Source organism: Streptomyces sp. NPDC042638 (assembly GCF_040647235.1).
Classification (GTDB): Bacteria; Actinomycetota; Actinomycetes; order Streptomycetales; family Streptomycetaceae; genus Streptomyces; species Streptomyces rameus.
Map to the genome: position 1 here is coordinate 1 of NZ_JBEZBT010000008.1, position 18384 is coordinate 18384.

Consider the following 18384-nt stretch of genomic DNA (forward strand, 5'->3'; position numbering starts at 1 on the left):
ATCTGGAAGCCAGGTAACTGGTGGAGGTGACCGGTACTAATAGGCCGAGGGCTTGTCCTCAGTTGCTCGCGTCCACTGTGTTGGTTCTGAAACCACGAACAGCCCCATGTGCCACACATGGTGCGGCGTTCAGTTTCATAGTGTTTCGGTGGTCATAGCGTGAGGGAAACGCCCGGTTACATTCCGAACCCGGAAGCTAAGCCTCACAGCGCCGATGGTACTGCAGGGGGGACCCTGTGGGAGAGTAGGACGCCGCCGAACAATTTTTGGGAAAACCCCCGCATCGGGCTGATGCGGGGGTTTTCTGCGTTCCGGGCCGGGCTACCGTGACCACATGACCACCTTTACCAGGAATGACTACGTCATCCGAGCCATACGTCCCGACGAGTGGGAACGGGTGAAGCAGCTGCGGCTGGACGCGCTGCGGGACCCGGTCGCGCATCTCGCCTTTCTGGAGACGTACGAGGACGCGGCGGCCCGACCGGACTCCTTCTGGCAGGACCGGGCGGTCCACTCCGGCACGGGGTCCCCGACGGCCCGGCAGTTCATCGCGGAGGCACCCGACGGAACCTGGGCCGGCTCGGTCACCCTCCTCGTGGAGGAGGCCGGGACGCAGGACTGGGCCGGCTTTCCGGTCGAGCTGCGGCAGGGGCACATGGTCGGCGTGTTCGTACGGCCCGAGCACCGCGGGAACGGACTGGTCGGAGCCCTGTTCGACGCCGGTGTGGAGTGGGCGTGGGAGCGAGCGGCCGAGCGGGTACGGCTGTTCGTGCACAAGGACAACACCCGTGCCCAGGCCGCGTACCGGAAGCTCGGCTTCGAGGCGAGCGGCCGGGTCGTGGCGTTCTCGAAGAACGAGGCCGAGGAAGAGCTGGAGTTCGTCCTGGAGCGGCCGTCCTAGACCGGCAGTTCCTGGTGCGGCCAGCGGGCGCGGGCCTGTTCGCGGGAGCGGAGCAGGGCGAGTGTGGGCAGGCCCTGGCCGCTTCCCGAGGTGAGGAGGGCCGGCAGCTCGGGGAACGGGGCCACGGCCGCGATGTCGTCCAGGACCAGGGTCAGTGGTGGGTCGAGCCGACCGGAGGATGACCGTTCGGCCATGTGCCGGCCGTGCTCGACCACGCTGGAGACGAGGGCCGTCAGGAGCGGCATCGCGCCGGGATGACTCCTCGGGTCCTCGATGGATTCACCGACCACATAAAGCGTGCCCCCTTCGTGGACGAAGGAATCCAAGGCCAGCGCATCATTTCGGTTGGGTGTGCACGACTCGCGGATGTTGACCGTGAACAGCGCCGAGAGTGCCCTGCTCGTCAGTTCCTGGGCGATGTCCCGGCGTTCGGGATGCGCGGTGAGCGCCGCCTCCAGCTCGCCGGCGGAGCCGGGGGCGGCCTTGGGGTGCGTGCGGAGGGTGCGGACCGCGTCCTGTACCTGGGTGCCCTGGGCCCAGCGGTGGACGTGCCGGATGGTGCGGTTCTCCAGGGCGGCGGCGTGGAGGTAGCTGCGCAGGAGGGTGATCGCCGTGTCCGCCACCGCCTGGTCGATCCTGGCGGTGGGCTGAACCGGGGCGAGCAGCGCCGTCGCCCTGTGCAGTGCCGTCTGCCGGTCCGCGCAGCCGACGGTGGGGGACCAGTGGAGACGGGCCGGGGTGTCGCAGAGGTGCGCGGGGTCGTAGAGGAGGGTGGGACCGAGTTTGGCCTTGGCGTCCTTCGACTCCGCCCACAGGGCCGGGTCCGAGGTCACCACGAGGGCCGGGCCGGCCGCGTCCTGGATGGCCCGCGCCGCGGTCGCCCGGCGGACCGCGGGCGGGGCGTAGAGCACGGTGCGGTCGGCGCGGCCGGTCTCCCTCTCCCACGCGGTCGCCGGCCCGCCGTCGGCGGCCTGGACGCCGGCGGCCGGTGCGTGCGGAACCGTCTTCTGCGGGGGCGGCGCCGGCAGCGGCTCGGGCTCGGTGCGGGGCGCCGGCATCTCGTACCGGGGTCCGGGCTCGGTACGGGGCGCCGGAACGTCGTAGCACGGCTCCGGGTCGCCGTCGCGCGGCTGAGGTCCGTCGTAGCGCGGCTGCCGGTCGCCGTGGCGCGGCTGAGATCCGTCGTGCTGTGGCTGTGGCTGTGGCTGTGGCTGTGGCGGTGCGGGCTGGTCCGTGGGGTAGCCCGTGGCCCGGCGTGCGGCCCGGCCCGCGCGCCAGCGTGCCATCGTGCCCATGACGAACACCGCGGCGACGACCAGGATCATCAGCTGGCCGATGAACAGGCCCCAGAACAGGCCCCAGCCGGACAGCTGGGCGGGCGGGGTGTCGGGCCAGGCGCCGGTGAGGTCGTGCGGCCGGCCGATGAGGTGGCGCATGGCCAGGGGCGTGCGGGTGAAGGTGACGCCGTCGGGCCAGGCGCCCCGGGCGAACCAGGCACCGAGGCCGGTGGCGGTCCACACCAGGACGGTCATGCCGAGGAGGAACGCGAGGATGCCGATCAGCAGGCCGTCGGGAATGCCGCCCTGGCCCTCCCGGCGGCTGTCACGGCGATCGTCCGGTCTCACCCTGCGCTCCCTACGCCACCGTCGACTCGGAGTCGCCCAGATGCTGTTCCACGAAGGCCGCGGCCCGCTGTTCGGCCTCCAGCTCGGCGGCGCGCAGTGCGTCGTCGGCCGCGAGGTCGGCGGAGGACTCGGTCATCGCGCGGTCGGTGAAGACCAGCGGGCGTTCCGTCTCCGTGATCAGGTGCTTGACCACCTGGACGTTGCCGTTGACGTCCCAGACGGCGATGCCGGGCGTGAGCGTCGGGATGATCTCCACGGCCCACCGCGGCAGGCCCAGTACCCGGCCGGTCGCCCGGGCCTCGTCGGCCTTCTGGGCGTAGATCGTCCGGGTCGACGCCATCTTCAGGATGGCCGCCGCCTCCTTCGCCGCGGCCCCGTCGACCACGTCGGACAGGTGGTGGACGACCGCCACGAAGGACAGGCCCAGCCGGCGCCCGAACTTCAGCAGCCGCTGGAACAGCTGGGCGACGAACGGGCTGTTGATGATGTGCCAGGCCTCCTCGACCAGGAAGATGCGCTTCTTCCGGTCGGGACGGATCCAGGTGTGCTCCAGCCACACGCCGACGATCGCCATGAGGATGGGCATGGCGATGGAGTTGCGGTCGATGTGGGACAGGTCGAAGACGATGAGGGGCGCGTCGAGGTCGATGCCGACCGTGGTCGGGCCGTCGAACATGCCGCGCAGGTCACCGTCGACGAGCCGGTCCAGCACCAGGGCGACGTCCAGGCCCCAGGCGCGTACGTCGTCTATGGCGACGTTCATCGCCTCGGCGGACTCGGGCTCGGGGTGCCGTAGCTGCTCCACGATGTCCGTCAGGACCGGCTGGCGGTCGAGGATGGTCTCGTTGACGTACGAGTGGGCGACCTTCAGGGCGAACCCGGAGCGTTCGTCCAGGCCGTGGCCCATCGCCACCTCGATGATCGTCCGGAGCAGTGCGAGCTGGCCGGTGGTGGTGATCGCCGGGTCCAGCGGATTGAGCCGGATCCCGTGGTTCAGGGCCGCCGTGGGGTCCAGCCGGATGGGCGTTATCCCCAGTTCCTGCGCGATGAGGTTCCACTCGCCGACCCCGTCCTCGCCCTGTGCGTCCAGGACGACGACCTGGCGGTCCTTGAATCGCAGCTGGCGCAGGACGTACGTCTTCTCCAGCGCCGACTTGCCGTTGCCGGACTCGCCGAGGACCAGCCAGTGGGGGGCCGGTAGCTGCTGGCCGTAGAGCTGGAAGGGGTCGTAGATGTAGCCCTTTCCGGAGTACACCTCGCGGCCGATGATGACGCCGGAGTCACCGAGGCCGGGCGCGGCCGTGGGCAGGTAGACGGCCTGGGCCTGGCCGGTGGAGGTGCGTACCGGCAGCCGGGTCGTCTCCACCTTCCCGAAGAGGAAGGAGGTGAAGGCCTCGGTGAGGACGGACAGCGGATCCCGCATCGGTGAATCAGCCCCTACCTTCGGATGCCGGTGGCGAAGGGAAGTGTGTTCACGAAGGCGCGGTGGTGCTCCCGGTCGCACCACTCCAGCTTGAGGTACGACTTGCCGGCGGAGGCCCTTATCGTGCGCTTGTCGCGGGCGAGGGCCTCCGGGGAGCGGGAGGAGACGGTGATGTAGCCGACCAGGTTGACGCCCGCCGCGCCGCTGGCGAGATCCTCGCCCCGCTGGTCGAGGCGGTTGTGGGCGGCGATGTCGCGGGGGTCGACGGTCCGGTTCATCTTGGCGGCCCGGGACGCCTCGGCCTCGTCGTTGGTCTTCTCGGTCAGCATGCGCTCGATGGCGACCTCGGTGGGTTCGAGGTCCATGGTCACGGCGACCGTGCGGATGACGTCCGGGGTGTGGACGAGGAGCGGGGCGAGGAAGTTGACGCCGACCGGGGTCATGGGCCACTCCTTCACCCAGGCGGTGGCGTGGCACCAGGGCGCGCGGGTGCTGGACTCCCGGGTCTTGGCCTGGAGGTAGGTGGGCTCCACGGCGTCCAGCTCGGCCGGCCAGGCGTTGCGCTGGGTCATCGCCTGGATGTGGTCGATGGGGTGGTCGGGGTCGTACATGGAGTGGATGAGGGAGGACAGCCGGCCCTGACCGAGCGGCTGCCGTACCCGGATGTCGGCCTCCTGGAGCCGCGAGCAGATGTCGGTCAGCTCACGGGCCATGACGACGGCGAGACCGGCGTCCCGGTCGACCTTGCTGCCGTGGGCGCGGGCGGCGCGGGCCATGGCGTGTGCCTCGGCGGCCAGTTCGCGGTTGTAGTGCATGCAGGCGACGAGGTAGGCGCGGTGCTGCTCGCTGCTGGTGGACACCATGGACTGGAGCTGGTCGTAGGACCGCCGGAGCCAGTCCGGAGAGCGGTGGTCGCCGCGCAGGGTGACGTCCTTGGCGTGCGCGTCCGGGTCGGCGGGGAGGGTGCGGGCGAGCATCTGCAGCCGGGTCACGAAGCCGTCGCCGTTGGCGACGTGCTTGAGCAGCGTGCCGAAGCGGTCGACCAGGGCTTCCTGGTCCTCGGAGTCGCGCAGACCGACGCCGGGGCCCTCGATCTCGATGGCGGCCGTGACGGTCTTCCGGTCGGCGTGCAGGAGTACGGCGATCTCGTCGGGCCCGAAGGGCGCGGCGAGCCAGCTGATGCGTCCGATGCCCGGGGGCGGTCCGATCTCGACCTCCCGGCCGTCGATCCGGGTGCCTGCCTCGGCGGCGCCGGACCGGTAGGTGGTACCCCGCTTGAGGGTCCGCTTGTACGAGCGGTTGATCTCGAACCACTTGTAGAAGGTGCGGCGCTTGTACGGCACGTAGACCGCGGCGAGCGCGAGCAGCGGGAAGCCCGTCAGCAGCAGGATCCGCAGGGACAGGACCGGCACGAGGAGGCCGCACATCATGCCGAGGAACGCGCCGGCGATGATCAGCGCGATCTCGCCGGACTCGCGGTTCCGTCCGACGATCGCGTTCGGCCGGGCGCGGCCGATGAGATACGTACGGCGGGGCGTGACCGGATGGGACAGGTGGGACTCGGTCGTCAACGCCCTTCACCTCCCGAGCGGTTGTTGCGGGTGTTACTGGCGTGCGGGGTGTTGACCGGGCTGGACGCGCGGGGCGCGGGCGTGGCGGAGGGGACGGCTCCGCCGGTGCCCCCGGTGGGGGTACGGCTGCTGTGGGCGGCGACGCCGCCGGAGGCGGGGTTGGCCGGGCGGGGGGTGGCGCTGCCCTGCCCGCCTCCGTTGCTGTCGGCGCGGGTGCTGTGGGCCTTGATGCCCTGGGCGACGAGGGTGGCGGGGGAGCTGATGACGGCGGCGGCCTTGCCCTCGGCACCCTGCATGATGCGGTTGTTGCGGCCGCTCGCGATCTCGTCGCCGAAGCCGGGGACGAAGCGGTAGATCATCGCGCTGGCGAAGATGGCCAGCAGGATGATGGCGAGGCCGGAGACGACGGCGGAGAAGGCGTCGGGGCCGTTGCCGCCGGCGAGTGCGCCGGCGAGGCCGAGCACGATGACGATGACGGGTTTGACGAGGATGACGGCGATCATGATGCCGGCCCAGCGCCTGACGTGTCCCCAGAGGTTCTTGTCGACCAGTCCGGCGTAGACGACGGTGCCGAGGAGGGCGCCGACGTAGAGGAGCGCGGCCCTGATGACGAGTTCCAGCCACAGGACGCCGGCGGCGAGGATGCTGACCAGGGAGACGACGATCAGCATGATGGGGCCGCCGCCGATGTCGGTGCCCTTGTTCAGTGCGCCGGAGAAGGTGCCGAAGAAGGTGTCGGCCTGGTCGCCGGTGGCCTTCGCGAGGACGTCCGTCACGCCGTCGGTCGCCGAGACGACGGTGTAGAGGATCAGCGGGGTGAAGGCGGACGCCAGCACGGTGAGCCAGAGGAAGCCGACGGCTTCGGAGATGGCGGTGGTGAGCGGCACGCCGCGTACGGCCCGCTTGGCGACGGCGAGCAGCCACAGCAGGAGGGTGAGGATGGTGGAGGCGGCGAAGACGACGGCGTACTGCTTCAGGAAGGCCTGATTGGTGAAGTCGACGGTGGCGGTCTCCTTCACGGCCTTGCTGAGCTTGTCCACCGTCCACGCGGCGGCCTCGGCACAGCCTTTGGCGAGGGAGGACAGGGGGTCGAGGGTGGAGGCGTCCGGGGTGGTGACGCCTCCGGACCCGCTGGGGCTGTTACCGCGCTCGCAGTACTTCTTGGCCTCGCCCGGGATGGCACCGCAGTTGAACTTTCCCGTCGACGGCGAGGGCGACGCGCCGCCGGAGGGCGTCGGTGTGGGCGTGGGCGCGGCGAAGGCGCGTGTGGCCAGCAGTACGGCCGTGGTCTGTACGGCTGCCACGACTCCGGCGAGCCTGAGCGCACGCTGCGGGTTACCGGGCATACGTGAACCCTCCGTACTCTTCGATGGCCTTGCTGATCTCGTCGGAGGTGGCGGCCTTGTCGTCGCCGGGCACCGGGGCGGGGCCGTCCTGCTGCGTTTCGGAGTCGATCCTCCAGTCGCCGTCGGACCACCGCAGGTCGAACGTCCATGTCTTCCAGGACGAGGTGACGGGGTCGGTCGACGTGCTGCCGGCCATTCCGATGAGACCGACGTACCAGACGGCGACCTTGGCGCTGTCCGCCGAGTACTGCCGCACCGTCGTACCGACCGGGATCACCCGCGAGACGAACGTGTTGCCCTTCGGCGCGTTGCCCGCGGCGTCGAGGCCCATCGTGGCGAGGAAGTCGGTCGAATAGGCCTGGTCCATCGTGTTCTGAAGACGGACCGCTGCCTCGGGGGTGTAGAGGAGTTGCAGGAGCGTATGGCGGCTGTCCTTGTTGAACATGCCCGTTGAGCCCAGCGCCACGGCGTAGTTCGATGCCGCGGACTGTGCTCCCTGCTCGGTGTGGGCGAACCCGGTCGGCACTCCGGCGGTCCTGCTGTCCACCGGGCGGGTGCCGCTGGCCGATGTCATGGAGGATGCCGGCTTGTCGGTCTTCGCGGACGCGTCGTCGGAAGACGAATCGCCCCCCCGATTGGCGAATGCGATGGCGGCGATGAGGAGGACGACCACGCCGACCACCGTCACCAGGCTTCTGGAGGAGGAGCGGTTGGGGCGGCGTGGGGCGCCGCCGTAGGGGTCGGTCTCCGGGAGGCGGGTGCGGGTGTGGCCCGTCTCCATGTAGTCGCTGTAGCCCTGGTCGTCTCCGGGACTCATGCCGCGTACGCCCCCTCCACCTCGTAGACATACGACGGTAGCCGTGCTGGTTCCCGCGCGGGCGCGGTGTGGTGACTCGACATCAGGGAGACGCAACCTCAGCCGGTGGGCACGACGGGTGGGTGGGGTGGAGGGGACAGCCGCGGCCGGGCGTGCCCGGAAGGGGTGGGGCTACACCGCCATGCCGTACACGATGGTGAACAGTGTGCCGAGGGAGCCGATGATGAAGACCCCGGTGAGGCCGGCGATGATCAGGCCCTTGCCCTGTTCCGCGCTGAAGGTGTCCCGGAGCGCCGTCGCGCCGATGCGCTGCTTCGCCGCGCCCCATACCGCGATGCCGAGGCAGAGGAGGATGGCCACGGCCATGACCACCTCGATCATCACCTTGGCCTCGTTGCCCAGGCTGCCGAAGGGGCCCCAGTCCGGAGCGATCCCGCCGATGATGGTGTTGATGTCTCCCTTGTCGGCCGCAAAGAGCATGTAAGTCACCGCCCCTGGTGGGTAGTTCCGCGTGTGCCCCTGCCGTGTGCAGAGGACAGGCCTCATTGTCGCCGACAACGTCGCCCACGTATGTCGACTTGACGTCATTGACTGGCGGGTTTCGTACGAATGGCGCGTACGGTCACTCTGTGTATCACGGCAGGTCACGCCGGGCAACGAGGTCCGACCGGAACCTGTCGTGTGGTTCCGTCGTTGACCCCTCTTACGGCCTGGCACGGTTTCTGACGGCTGGTCGGGTGAGAGGCCGCCTCGATGTTCTCACGGGCCCGGGCGCGGCCGCCCGCCCGAGGAGCCGACGGGCGTGGTCCCGAGGTGTTCACAGGGGAATCTCAGGGAAGTGGGAGGGGGATTCTCACCTTCGTGGCGCAAAGTGAGGCCTGATGAAGCGCATTCAACGCATCTCCATCACCTCGCGGCCCGCGCTGCTCGGCGCTGTGGTGCTGCTCGCGCTGACGTCGGCCTCCGTGGCCGCCGCCGACGACGGCCGGGGTCCCCTCGGGGTCACCGCCGACGCCGTCGCGAACCGCAGGAGCGCCCGCGTGGGTGTGCTGTTCGCGGCGGACGGGGCGGGCCGGCCGGAGGGCGGACACTTCTGTACCGCGTCGGTGGTGCACAGTCCGCGGGGCGATCTCATCCTCACCGCGGCGCACTGTGTGGACGGTGACGACGCTCTGGTGTTCGTGCCGGGGTACCGGGACGCCCAGGCGCCCTACGGGGTGTGGCAGGTGACGCGGCGGTACCTGCCGGACGGGTGGGCCGAGGACGAGGACGAGGACAGCGATGTCGCCTTCGCCGCCGTCGCCGACCGGGACGGCACGCCGCTGGAGGGCGTGGTCGGGGCCAACCGGTTCACGACCGGGGTGGCCACCGGGGCCACCCCGGTGACGGTCACGGGCTACCCCGAGTCCCGTGAGACGCCCATCACGTGCAGCAACAGACCGACCCGGCACAGCCGTACGCAGCAGCGCATCGACTGTCCGTCCTTCGCAGGCGGCACCAGCGGCAGCCCCTGGGTCAACGGCGACGGCCAGGTCGTCGGCGTCCTCGGCGGCCATGAGAGGGGCGGCGCCACGGCCGACATCTCCTACAGCGTGGTGCTCCGGGCCGAGTCGGCCCGCCTGTACGAGGAGGCCGCCGCGCACTGACCGGTGGCCGAACACCGCAGGCGCGGGCGGATGCGCGCGTACGGCGTCGTGTGGTGTGGCTTGGCCGATGTTCTCGTGCCGTGACGCGTCCGCTTCTAGACTGCTCCGGGTGGACTGGCCGACGCTGAGGGGCGGTTGACGGTGCGTAGGACGTGGATCGTCGGTGGCGCCCTCGCGGGCGCCGGGTTGAGCTTCGTCACGCTGCTCGTCGTCGGCGTCTACATCGTGGCCGGGAACCTGGTCAACGGGGTGACCTCGGGGAGCCGGGGGCTTGCCAAGGGGGCCGTGCCCGCCGCCTACAAGCAGCTCGTGCAGCAGTGGGGCAACCTGTGCCCGGCGCTCAGCCCCGCGCTGCTGGCCGCCCAGCTCTACCAGGAGAGCGGGTGGAACCCGACCGTCGTCAGCCCGGCCGACGCCCGCGGTATCGCCCAGTTCATCCCCAGCACCTGGGCCACCCACGGCATCGACGGCGACGGTGACGGCAGGCGCGACATCTGGGACCCGGCCGACGCGATCCCGTCGGCCGCCTCCTACGACTGCGAGCTGGCGAAGTACGTGAAGGACGTGCCGGGCAACGTCTCCGACAACATGCTCGCCGCCTACAACGCCGGTGCCTACCGGGTCATCAGGTCCGGCGGGGTTCCGGCCATCAGCGAGACGCAGAACTACGTCCAGCGGATCCGCAGCCTGGAGAAGAGCTTCGCCGCGCCGGTCACCCGGATCGACCCCACCCGGCAGGCCGCCGGTGCGATCGCCTTCGCGCAGAGCCGGCTCGGCACGCCCTACCTGTGGGGCGGCAACGGCACGGCCGACCAGGGCGGGCGCTTCGACTGCTCGGGCCTGACGAAGGCCGCGTACGAGAAGGTCGGGATCGGCCTGCCGCGCGTGGCCAACGACCAGTACAACGCGGGACCGCACCCCTCGCGGGACCAGTTGCTGCCGGGTGACCTGGTGTTCTTCTCGGACGACCACACCGACTCCCGGGCCATCCGGCACGTGGGGATCTACGTCGGCGGCGGGTACATGATCGACGCCCCGCGCACCGGCGCCGTGATCCGGTTCGACCCCGTAGACACCCCCGACTACTTCGGTGCCACCCGGGTAACCGAGGATGGCGCGAAAGCGCTCCCCACGACTGTGTGAACTGAGCGGGAAGCCGCCCCCTGAGCTGCGATGACGAGTCTCTCTTCGATAACGTCTGCGTGATCATTCAGTGGAGAGTGGAACGTATTGATGGTGGCTGTGCGTTCCTGTTGACGTAGCCGAGCGGACGTCAGTACGGCAGTGCAGCGGATGCGGATCTACGTGCCACGGGGGGCAGGAGCGACGCACAACCGGTGCGTCCGGACGAACGACGAAGGGGCCGCAGCACCATGGCTGTACTCGCCGAATCCGGATCGAACCCCGACGTCGGCCTGCTCTTCGACATCAACGGCCTGGCCAAGGACGCCCCCGGCGGGTTCGACCGGGCCATGGAGTTCGTCGGTGAGTACGGCCTGCTGCTCGCCATGGTGCTGCTGGTCCTGTGGTGCTGGTGGTCCGTGCGGCGCCGCGGCGGCGAGGACGCGGCGCCCTCGGTGGCGGCGCTGGTGTGGGCCCCGCTCGCGGCCGGCCTCGCGGTCCTGGTGAACGTCCCGATACGCGGTTTCGTGGAGCGCCCCCGCCCCTTCGTCGACCACGAGGGCCTGGACGTCCTCGTCGGCGGCAAGACCGACTTCTCCTTCGTCAGCGACCACGCGACGATCACGATGGCGCTCGGCGTGGGGCTCTTCGTCGCCGACCGCCGCTTCGGTCTCGCCGGTATCGCTCTGGCCCTGCTGGAAGGCTTCTGCCGGGTCTACATGGGCGTGCACTACCCGACGGACGTCGTCGGCGGCTTCGCCCTCGGCACGGCGGTGGTCCTGCTGCTGTCCCCGCCGGCCATGGCCCTCCTCACTCCGCTGGTGCGGGCGGTGGAGCGTTCGCCCCGGGCGGGCCGGCTCGTCCGGCGCCGGCCGGCGGCCGGCAGCGGCCGGGACACCGTGCTGCCCAGCGCCCGCACGCCGGTGGAATCCGAGGAGCGCGACCTGGCGGCGTAGCCCTACGCTGCGCCGCATGACCAAGTTCTTCGCCACGGTGTGCCTGCCGCCCACCCCGCCCCGCCGGGTGCCGGGTGCGATAGCCGTGGCCATGGCGCCGTACGACATGAACGCCACGGACGACTGGAATCCGGTGGGGGAGTGGGACGGGTGGGTCATCCACGCCCGCCCCGAGACCCCGTACCTCGTCCGGCCCGAGTACGACGGCGACCGCAGGCTCCTCACCGCCGGCACCGTCCCGGGCGGCGCGGCCGGTCCCGCGCCGCTCGGCCCGCTGGAGTGCTACGGCGGCCCCCGCGGACTGCTCGACCTCGCCGCGATGCGCCGGCGGGTGGTGCGGGGGGCGGTACGGGGGCACGACACGCCGCACGCCGCCTGGGCGGACCCGCGTGGCGCCGTCCCCGGGCACGCCCTGCTCACCCCCGACGGCCGCTGGCGGGACGCCGGCACCGAGGGCTACTGGGAGTGGGCCGCCGACCGTCTGGGGCACCTCGACCCGGAGACCGTCCTGGTCGACGTGCTCTGCCACTGCTGACGGCCGCGGCGCGGGCCGTGGCCCCCGCGCGCTACAGCCCCTGCCCGTAGGAGAAGAAGCGCTGCGGGTCGTAGGCCTTCTTCACCTTGGCCAGCCGGGCCCCCGCGTCGCCGTAGTACGCCTTCTTCCAGTCCGTCAGCGTCGGGTCGGTGTAGTTCTGGTAGGCGGCGCCCGAGGCGTACGGCTTCATCGCGTCGTGGGCGGAGGTCAGCCAGGACTGGGCGGTGCCGCCGGAGGCGCCCGCGCCCCAGGAGGCGATGTACTGGGCCAGCATCCGGGAGCGGCGGTGGACGAACGCGGTCGCGGTCGGGGAGACCCGGTTGACCGCGCCGCCGAGGGCGGTGAACGCGATGCTGCCCCCGCCGCCCCGCACGGCGGCGATCTGCTTCAGCACGGTCTGGATGCCGGCCGCGGACAGCGAGCGGTCGAAGAAGTCGGAGCGGGCCGCGTACGTCTCGCGGCCCAGCCTGCCCTGTGCGGAGCGGCCCGGGGTGGACCCCGGCAGGTGGCACTGGGCGTCGGTGGAGAAGGAGGAGCACCCGGCGTAGATCTCCATCGCCTCCTCGTAGCCCCGCCGGCGCAGGGAGACCGAGGCGGCGTTCGCGCCGGCCAGGTGGGCCAGGCGGTCCACGGCGTTCTGCAGCTCGCCGTAGGTGCCGAGGGAGAAGCAGGACACGGAGATGGCCGGGGTGCGGCCCGGGGAGCACGACAGGTGCAGCGAGGACCAGATCTCGTCGGGCTGGCCCGGTCCCCACTCCTGCCAGGCCTTGAGCACCTTGGCGGCCTTGGACCACGGCCACGTCAGGTAGGCGGTCACGGCCTGCGGCGCGGCATGGGTCTTGAACCGCAGCTCGGTGACGACGCCGAAGTTGCCGTTGCCGGCGCCGCGCAGCGCCCAGAAGAGGTCGGAGTGGTGGGTGGCGTCGGCGGTGAGCTGGGTGCCGTCCGCTGTGATCAGGGTGGCCTGGGTGAGGCTGTCGCAGGTCAGGCCGTAGGCGCGGGAGGCGACGCCGTGGCCGCCGCCGAGTACGAGGCCGGAGACGCCGACGGTGGGGCAGGAGCCGGCGGGTATGGTCACGCCCTTCGCGGCCAGCCCGCGGTAGACGTCGATCAGCTTGGCGCCGGCGCCGACGACGGCCTGGCCGCCGCCGGCCCGGACCCGGTTGAGCCGGGAGACGTCGAGGATGAGGCGGTTGTCGCCGGAGGAGTAGCCCGCGTAGGAGTGGCCGCCGTTGCGTATCGCCACCTTGATGTGGTGGGCCTGGGCGTACGCCAGGGTGGTACGGATGTCGGCGGCGTGCGCGACGTAGGCCACCGCGGCCGGCTTCAGGCCGTCGAAGCGGGTGTTGTACAGCTGGTGGGCGGTCGTCCAGGAGGCGTCACCCGGCCGCAGCAGGGTGCCGTCCAGGTCACGGGCGAGGGCGGTCCAGTTCGCCGCGGCGCTCGCGCTGGTGGTCTTCAGCGACGTCAGAGAGGATGGACGCGACGGCGTAGCGGTGTGGGCCGCCGCAGGGGCGGAGGAACCTCCGCCCGCACCGCACGCGGTGAGTGCGGTCGTCGCCAGGGCGGCCGCGCCGCCCGAGATGAACGTACGCCGTTCCATGTCCGTCGCCTTTCCTCGGCTTCCCTGGAACGAGACGACGGCCCGCGTCGTGGGGTTCCCCCGATCGGGTGAGGAGCGTCGAATACATGTCCGTGTAACCCGATCGCCGGAACCTTCGCGTGCCCTCCCCGTGAGCATTCCGTGACCTAACCAGGCCGACGGCAGGGGTTCACCCTCCGTTTACTTCTGGCCATTGGCGGCTTCACCTGATCTGCCTAATTTCGGCCCTACACGGTGTGAAGCGCGGTTACGGATGCGCTCCCGCACCCACTTACCCTCGCGCGCCGCCGACAGCGGCGGCTCCTGGAAGGAACTTCCGAAAAGTGATGCTTCAGCGCAAGAACCGGCTGCGTGCCCTTTCCCTCGGTGCTGTCGCCGTCACCGGCGCCCTTGCCCTGACGGCGTGCGGCTCCGACGACAACGGTGGCGGTAAGACGGGCAACTCGTCCGCGTCCACCGACGCCGGGTCGATCAAGTGCGACGACGCCAAGGGTCAGCTCCTCGCAGACGGCTCCTCCGCGCAGAAGAACGCGATCGACGCCTGGGTCAAGCAGTTCTCCCAGGCGTGCAAGGTGCAGATCAACTACAAGGGCGGCGGCTCCGGCGCCGGTGTCACCGCGTTCACGCAGGGCCAGGTCGCCTTCGCCGGCTCCGACTCGGCGCTGAAGCCCGAAGAGGTCACGGCCTCCAAGAAGGTCTGCAACGGCGGCCAGGGCATCGACCTGCCGATGGTTGGCGGCCCCATCGCCATCGGTTACAACGTCCCGGGTGTCGACAACCTGGTCCTGGACGCCCCGACGCTCGCCAAGATCTTCGACAGCAAGATCACCAAGTGGAACGACCCGGCGATCGCCGCGCTGAACAAGGGCGTGAAGCTCCCCGACCTGAAGATCCAGGCCTTCCACCGCTCGGACGAGTCCGGCACCACGGACAACTTCACCAAGTACCTGATCGCCACCGCCCCGGCCAACTGGAAGTACGACGGCGGCAAGGCCTGGCAGGCCAAGGGCGGCCAGTCCGCTCCGCAGTCCGCCGGTGTGGCCCAGCAGGTCAAGCAGACCTCCGGCGCCATCGGCTACTTCGAGCTGTCCTACGTCAAGGACGGCATCAAGGCCGTGTCCATCGACACCGGTGCCAGCAAGCCGGTCGCCCCCAGCTCCGAGAGCGCCACCGCCGACATCGCCGCCGCGAAGGTCATCGGCACCGGCAAGGACCTCTCCCTCAAGCTGGACTACAAGACCAAGGCCGAGGGCGCCTACCCGATCACCCTGGTCACCTACGAGATCGCGTGTGACAAGGGCAACAAGGCGGACACCCTGCCCGCCACCAAGGCCTTCCTGCGCTACATCGCCAGCGAGGACGGCCAGAAGATCCTCCCGAGCATCGGCTACGCGCCCGTGCCCGCCGAGATCATCGCCAAGGTCCGCACGACCATCGACGGCCTGAGCTGACCTGATCCGTGAGTGCGGCCCGGTTCTCCACGACCCGGGCCGCACCGTCCGGTGCACCGCCGCCACGAGCCGGGCCCCTTTCGGGCGTACGGCTCCGCAGACCGGAGAACTCGATGGACATATCGACGACAACAGACGCTCCTCCCCCGACGCCGCCCCAGCCCGAGGTGGCCGAACGCAAGCGCAACGCCCGCGGCGCGACCCGCCCCGGCGACCGCATCTTCCTCGGCCTGTCCCGCGGCTCGGGGATCCTGCTGCTGGTGATCATGGCCGCGATCGCGGGGTTCCTCACCTACCGCGCCGCCCTCGCCATCAGCAAGGACCACGGCAACTTCCTGACCACCTTCGAGTGGAACACCAACATCCAGCCGCCGACCTTCGGCATCGCGGTGCTGGCCTTCGGCACGATCGTCTCCTCGGTCATCGCCATGGCCATCGCGGTCCCGGTCGCGGTCGCGATCGCGCTGTTCATCACGCACTACGCCCCGCGCCGCATGTCCAGCCCGGTCGCCTATGTGATCGACCTGCTCGCCGCGGTGCCGTCCATCGTGTACGGCCTCTGGGGCGCACTCGTCCTCGTGCCGCACATGAACGGCCTGTTCGGCTGGCTCAACGACTTCTTCGGCTGGACCGGGATCTTCTCCTGGGACCAGGGCGCGCCGCGCTCGGTGCTGACCGTCGGAATCCTGCTCGCGATCATGATCCTGCCGATCATCACCAACGTGAGCCGTGAGGTCTTCCGCCAGGTCCCGCAGATGCACGAGGAGGCGGCCCTGGCCCTCGGCGCCACGCGCTGGGAGGTCATCCGCATGTCGGTGCTGCCCTTCGGCCGCTCCGGCGTGATCTCCGCCTCCATGCTCGGCCTCGGCCGCGCCCTCGGCGAGACGATGGCGGTGGCCACCGTTCTCTCCCCGACCTTCGACATCCAGGCCAGCCTGCTCAACCCGGGCGGCGGCACCTTCGCCCAGAACATCGCCAGCAAGTTCAGTGAGGCGGACGAGTTCGGCCGTGACGCGCTCATCGCCTCCGGTCTGGTCCTGTTCGTCATCACCCTGGTGGTCAACGGCGCGGCCCGGCTGATCATCGCCCGTCGCGCGGAGTACTCGGGGGCCAACGCATGAGCACCGCAGCCGTCACCGACAAGCGCCCCAGTACCCTGCGCGCCGCCAGCCTGCCCAAGTGGACGCCGTGGGCGATCGCCGCGGGCTCCATCGCCCTGGGCATCGGCATCAGCGCAGCCGCCGGCCTGGACAGCAAGATCCAGTGGGGCCTGATCGCCGCCCTCCTGTTCGTCTTCGGCACCTACGGCATCGCCGCGCGCGTCGAGGGCCGCCGGCAGGCCAAGGACCGGGTCGCGACCAGCCTCGTCTGGGTCGCCTTCGTGGTCGCCGTGATCCCGCTGGTCTCCCTGATCTGGGTGACCGTCGCGCGCGGTGTGAAGGTCCTCGACTTCTACTTCCTGTCCCACTCGATGGGTGTCGTCGCCGACACCGAGCCCGGCGGTGGCATCTACCACGCCATCATCGGCAGCCTGGAGCAGGTCGGCCTGGCCACCGTCATCGGTGCCCCGATCGGCGTGCTCACCGCGATCTACCTGGTCGAGTACGGCCGCGGCCGGCTCGCCAAGGCCGTCACGTTCTTCGTCGACGTGATGACCGGTATCCCGTCGATCGTCGCGGGCCTGTTCATCCTCAGCCTGATGCTGATCTTCAAGATGCAGCCGTTCGGCTTCGCGGGGTCGCTGGCTCTGGCCATCCTGATGATGCCCGTCGTCGTCCGCTCCACCGAGGAGATGCTCAAGCTCGTCCCGAACGAGCTGCGTGAGGCGTCCCTGGCGCTCGGTGTGCCGAAGTGGCGCACCATTCTGAAGGTGGTCCTGCCGACCTCCATCGGCGGCATCACCACCGGCATCATGCTGGCGGTCGCCCGTATCGCCGGTGAGACCGCGCCGGTGCTGCTGCTGGTGTTCGGCAACCCGTTCATCAACAACAACCCCTTCGAGGGCGCGCAGGCGTCGCTGCCGCTGTACATCTACCAGCAGTTCGCCAACAGCGCGGGCTCGGGCGCGGCGTACGACCGCGCGTGGGCGGCCTCCCTCACGCTGATCGCCTTCGTGATGATCCTCAACCTGGTGGCCCGCGGCATCGCCCGCTGGAAGGCCCCGAAGTCCGGTCGCTGAGGCGACTGATTCCGGCTCCGCCGGGCGGGGCCACACAGCGACCGAGCTTGAAATTCTGGAAGTGAAGTAGACATGGCCAAGCGAATCGACGTAAGCGGACTCACCGCCTACTACGGCTCCCACAAGGCGATCGAAGACATCTCGATGACCGTCGAGCCGCGCTCTGTGACGGCGTTCATCGGCCCCTCCGGCTGCGGCAAGTCGACGTTCCTGCGCACGCTGAACCGCATGCACGAGGTCACCCCCGGCGGCCGCGTCGAGGGCAAGGTGCTCCTGGACGACGAGGACCTCTACGGCGCCGGTGTCGACCCGGTGTCCGTGCGCCGTGAGATCGGCATGGTCTTCCAGCGCCCGAACCCGTTCCCCACGATGTCGATCTTCGACAACGTCGCGGCGGGCCTGCGCCTGAACGGCAACTACCGCAAGAGCGAGCTGAGCGAGATCGTCGAGAAGTCGCTCAAGGGCGCGAACCTCTGGAACGAGGTGAAGGACCGCCTGAACAAGCCGGGCTCCGGTCTCTCCGGTGGTCAGCAGCAGCGACTGTGCATCGCCCGCGCCATCGCGGTCGAGCCGAAGGTCCTGCTCATGGACGAGCCCTGCTCCGCTCTGGACCCGATCTCCACCCTCGCCATCGAGGATCTGATCGGTGAGCTGAAGGAGCGTTTCACGATCGTCATCGTGACGCACAACATGCAGCAGGCGGCGCGTGTCTCGGACCGTACGGCGTTCTTCAACCTGTCCGCCGTGGGTCAGCCGGGCCGCCTGATCGAGATCGACGACACCGAGCGGATCTTCTCGAACCCCTCGGTCCAGGCCACGGAGGACTACATCTCCGGCCGCTTCGGCTGAGCCGGCTCCTCTGAACCCCTCGCGGTGCTGCATGGCGGTGCCACCGCGAGGACGCAAAGGGCCCGCCCCCGACTACCGGGGGCGGGCCCACTGCGTTCGGCTTCGGGCCTCGGCACGACGGGGCTTCGCCCTTCCCGGGGCGGCCCCACTGCGTTCGGCTTCGGCTTCGGCTTCGGCTTCGGCTTCGGCCTCGGTCTCGGCTTCGGCGCCGGTTCCGGCACGGTGCGGCTTCGCCCCTCCGGGGCGGCTCCACTGCGTTCGGCTTCGGCTTGGGGCGCCAGCTCCGGCGCGGCGGGGCTTCGCCCCTGGCCCTGGGCACCCCGCCTCCCACCGGCCCACCCCCTGGGGCGGGCCAGGCTG

General features: G+C 70.3%; 16 protein-coding genes and 1 rRNA gene. 10 read left to right on the forward strand and 7 right to left on the reverse strand.

The annotated features are described in order from the left end of the window. Positions 1-144: 144 nt before the first annotated feature. Together rrf and AB0B40_RS09285 are read left to right on the forward strand one after the other, a co-directional pair. Positions 145-261, forward strand: a 5S ribosomal RNA gene (rrf, locus tag AB0B40_RS09280). Between the two features lie 73 nt (positions 262-334). Beyond that, on the forward strand, positions 335-901 hold the full coding sequence (locus tag AB0B40_RS09285) for a GNAT family N-acetyltransferase (RefSeq protein ID WP_345059123.1): 567 nt from the start codon (positions 335-337) through the stop codon (positions 899-901). Here the strand turns inward: AB0B40_RS09285 and AB0B40_RS09290 are convergent. The 6 genes from AB0B40_RS09290 to AB0B40_RS09315 form a co-directional block, all read right to left on the reverse strand. Then, positions 898-2526, reverse strand: a complete 1629-nt coding sequence (locus AB0B40_RS09290) for a type VI secretion protein (RefSeq protein WP_362263618.1) — start codon at positions 2524-2526, stop codon at positions 898-900. The two genes, AB0B40_RS09285 and AB0B40_RS09290, sit on opposite strands and share 4 nt — an antisense overlap. A 10-nt stretch (positions 2527-2536) precedes the next feature. Beyond that, complete coding sequence (locus AB0B40_RS09295; protein ID WP_345059118.1) at positions 2537-3949, reverse strand: ATP-binding protein; 1413 nt, start codon at positions 3947-3949, stop codon at positions 2537-2539. 14 nt (positions 3950-3963) lie between these two features. Further along, positions 3964-5520 (reverse strand): SCO6880 family protein, encoded by a 1557-nt coding sequence (locus AB0B40_RS09300; RefSeq protein WP_345059116.1) that lies wholly within the window; start codon positions 5518-5520, stop codon positions 3964-3966. After that, a complete protein-coding gene (locus AB0B40_RS09305; protein WP_362263619.1) occupies positions 5517-6866 on the reverse strand; it encodes a hypothetical protein in 1350 nt (449 codons plus the stop codon). The genes AB0B40_RS09300 and AB0B40_RS09305 overlap by 4 nt, the downstream gene beginning before the upstream one ends. Beyond that, positions 6856-7683, reverse strand: a complete 828-nt coding sequence (locus AB0B40_RS09310; protein WP_362263620.1) for a hypothetical protein — start codon at positions 7681-7683, stop codon at positions 6856-6858. The genes AB0B40_RS09305 and AB0B40_RS09310 overlap by 11 nt, the downstream gene beginning before the upstream one ends. Before the next feature lie 171 nt (positions 7684-7854). Then, on the reverse strand, positions 7855-8163 hold the full coding sequence (locus AB0B40_RS09315) for a hypothetical protein (RefSeq protein ID WP_014673544.1): 309 nt from the start codon (positions 8161-8163) through the stop codon (positions 7855-7857). 401 nt (positions 8164-8564) lie between these two features. Between AB0B40_RS09315 and AB0B40_RS09320 the strand changes: the two genes are divergently transcribed. From AB0B40_RS09320 to AB0B40_RS09335, 4 genes are all read left to right on the forward strand, one after another. Then, positions 8565-9329, forward strand: coding sequence for a trypsin-like peptidase domain-containing protein (locus AB0B40_RS09320; protein WP_345059110.1), 765 nt, complete (start codon positions 8565-8567; stop codon positions 9327-9329). Between the two features lie 141 nt (positions 9330-9470). Then, positions 9471-10472, forward strand: a complete 1002-nt coding sequence (locus tag AB0B40_RS09325; RefSeq protein ID WP_345059108.1) for a bifunctional lytic transglycosylase/C40 family peptidase — start codon at positions 9471-9473, stop codon at positions 10470-10472. 230 nt (positions 10473-10702) lie between these two features. Then, the gene (locus AB0B40_RS09330) at positions 10703-11407 is read left to right on the forward strand and encodes a phosphatase PAP2 family protein (RefSeq protein WP_362263621.1); all 705 of its coding nucleotides are present in this window, start codon (positions 10703-10705) and stop codon (positions 11405-11407) included. Between the two features lie 16 nt (positions 11408-11423). Continuing rightward, on the forward strand, positions 11424-11942 hold the full coding sequence (locus tag AB0B40_RS09335; RefSeq protein WP_345059103.1) for a hypothetical protein: 519 nt from the start codon (positions 11424-11426) through the stop codon (positions 11940-11942). Between the two features lie 31 nt (positions 11943-11973). On the opposite strand, the gene AB0B40_RS09340 is transcribed toward AB0B40_RS09335, so the two are convergent. After that, positions 11974-13545: an FAD-binding oxidoreductase gene (locus AB0B40_RS09340; RefSeq protein ID WP_345059101.1), complete on the reverse strand. Its 1572-nt coding sequence runs from the start codon at positions 13543-13545 to the stop codon at positions 11974-11976. Between the two features lie 323 nt (positions 13546-13868). Between AB0B40_RS09340 and pstS the strand changes: the two genes are divergently transcribed. The 4 genes from pstS to pstB all read left to right on the forward strand — a co-directional run bounded on the left by pstS (position 13869) and on the right by pstB (position 18024). Further along, positions 13869-14996, forward strand: coding sequence for a phosphate ABC transporter substrate-binding protein PstS (gene pstS, locus AB0B40_RS09345; protein WP_345059099.1), 1128 nt, complete (start codon positions 13869-13871; stop codon positions 14994-14996). A 113-nt stretch (positions 14997-15109) separates the two neighbouring features. Continuing rightward, entirely contained in the window at positions 15110-16117 is a 1008-nt protein-coding gene (gene pstC, locus AB0B40_RS09350; protein ID WP_345059097.1) for a phosphate ABC transporter permease subunit PstC, read from the forward strand. Further along, positions 16114-17175, forward strand: coding sequence for a phosphate ABC transporter permease PstA (pstA, locus tag AB0B40_RS09355; RefSeq protein WP_345059095.1), 1062 nt, complete (start codon positions 16114-16116; stop codon positions 17173-17175). The genes pstC and pstA overlap by 4 nt, the downstream gene beginning before the upstream one ends. Before the next feature lie 72 nt (positions 17176-17247). Beyond that, entirely contained in the window at positions 17248-18024 is a 777-nt protein-coding gene (gene pstB, locus AB0B40_RS09360) for a phosphate ABC transporter ATP-binding protein PstB (RefSeq protein WP_345059093.1), read from the forward strand. The last annotated feature ends 360 nt before the right edge of the window (positions 18025-18384 follow it).

Excerpts from the sequence above, each read along its gene's own strand:
- AB0B40_RS09285 (WP_345059123.1), top strand. The coding sequence starts at position 335 with ATGACCACCTTTACCAGGAATGACTACGTCATCCGAGCCATACGTCCC.
- AB0B40_RS09295 (WP_345059118.1), bottom strand. The coding sequence starts at position 3,949 with ATGCGGGATCCGCTGTCCGTCCTCACCGAGGCCTTCACCTCCTTCCTC.
- AB0B40_RS09305 (WP_362263619.1), bottom strand. The coding sequence starts at position 6,866 with ATGCCCGGTAACCCGCAGCGTGCGCTCAGGCTCGCCGGAGTCGTGGCA.
- AB0B40_RS09310 (WP_362263620.1), bottom strand. The coding sequence starts at position 7,683 with ATGAGTCCCGGAGACGACCAGGGCTACAGCGACTACATGGAGACGGGC.
- AB0B40_RS09315 (WP_014673544.1), bottom strand. The coding sequence starts at position 8,163 with ATGCTCTTTGCGGCCGACAAGGGAGACATCAACACCATCATCGGCGGG.
- AB0B40_RS09320 (WP_345059110.1), top strand. The coding sequence starts at position 8,565 with ATGAAGCGCATTCAACGCATCTCCATCACCTCGCGGCCCGCGCTGCTC.
- AB0B40_RS09330 (WP_362263621.1), top strand. The coding sequence starts at position 10,703 with ATGGCTGTACTCGCCGAATCCGGATCGAACCCCGACGTCGGCCTGCTC.
- AB0B40_RS09335 (WP_345059103.1), top strand. The coding sequence starts at position 11,424 with ATGACCAAGTTCTTCGCCACGGTGTGCCTGCCGCCCACCCCGCCCCGC.
- AB0B40_RS09340 (WP_345059101.1), bottom strand. The coding sequence starts at position 13,545 with ATGGAACGGCGTACGTTCATCTCGGGCGGCGCGGCCGCCCTGGCGACG.
- pstC (WP_345059097.1), top strand. The coding sequence starts at position 15,110 with ATGGACATATCGACGACAACAGACGCTCCTCCCCCGACGCCGCCCCAG.
- pstA (WP_345059095.1), top strand. The coding sequence starts at position 16,114 with ATGAGCACCGCAGCCGTCACCGACAAGCGCCCCAGTACCCTGCGCGCC.
- pstB (WP_345059093.1), top strand. The coding sequence starts at position 17,248 with ATGGCCAAGCGAATCGACGTAAGCGGACTCACCGCCTACTACGGCTCC.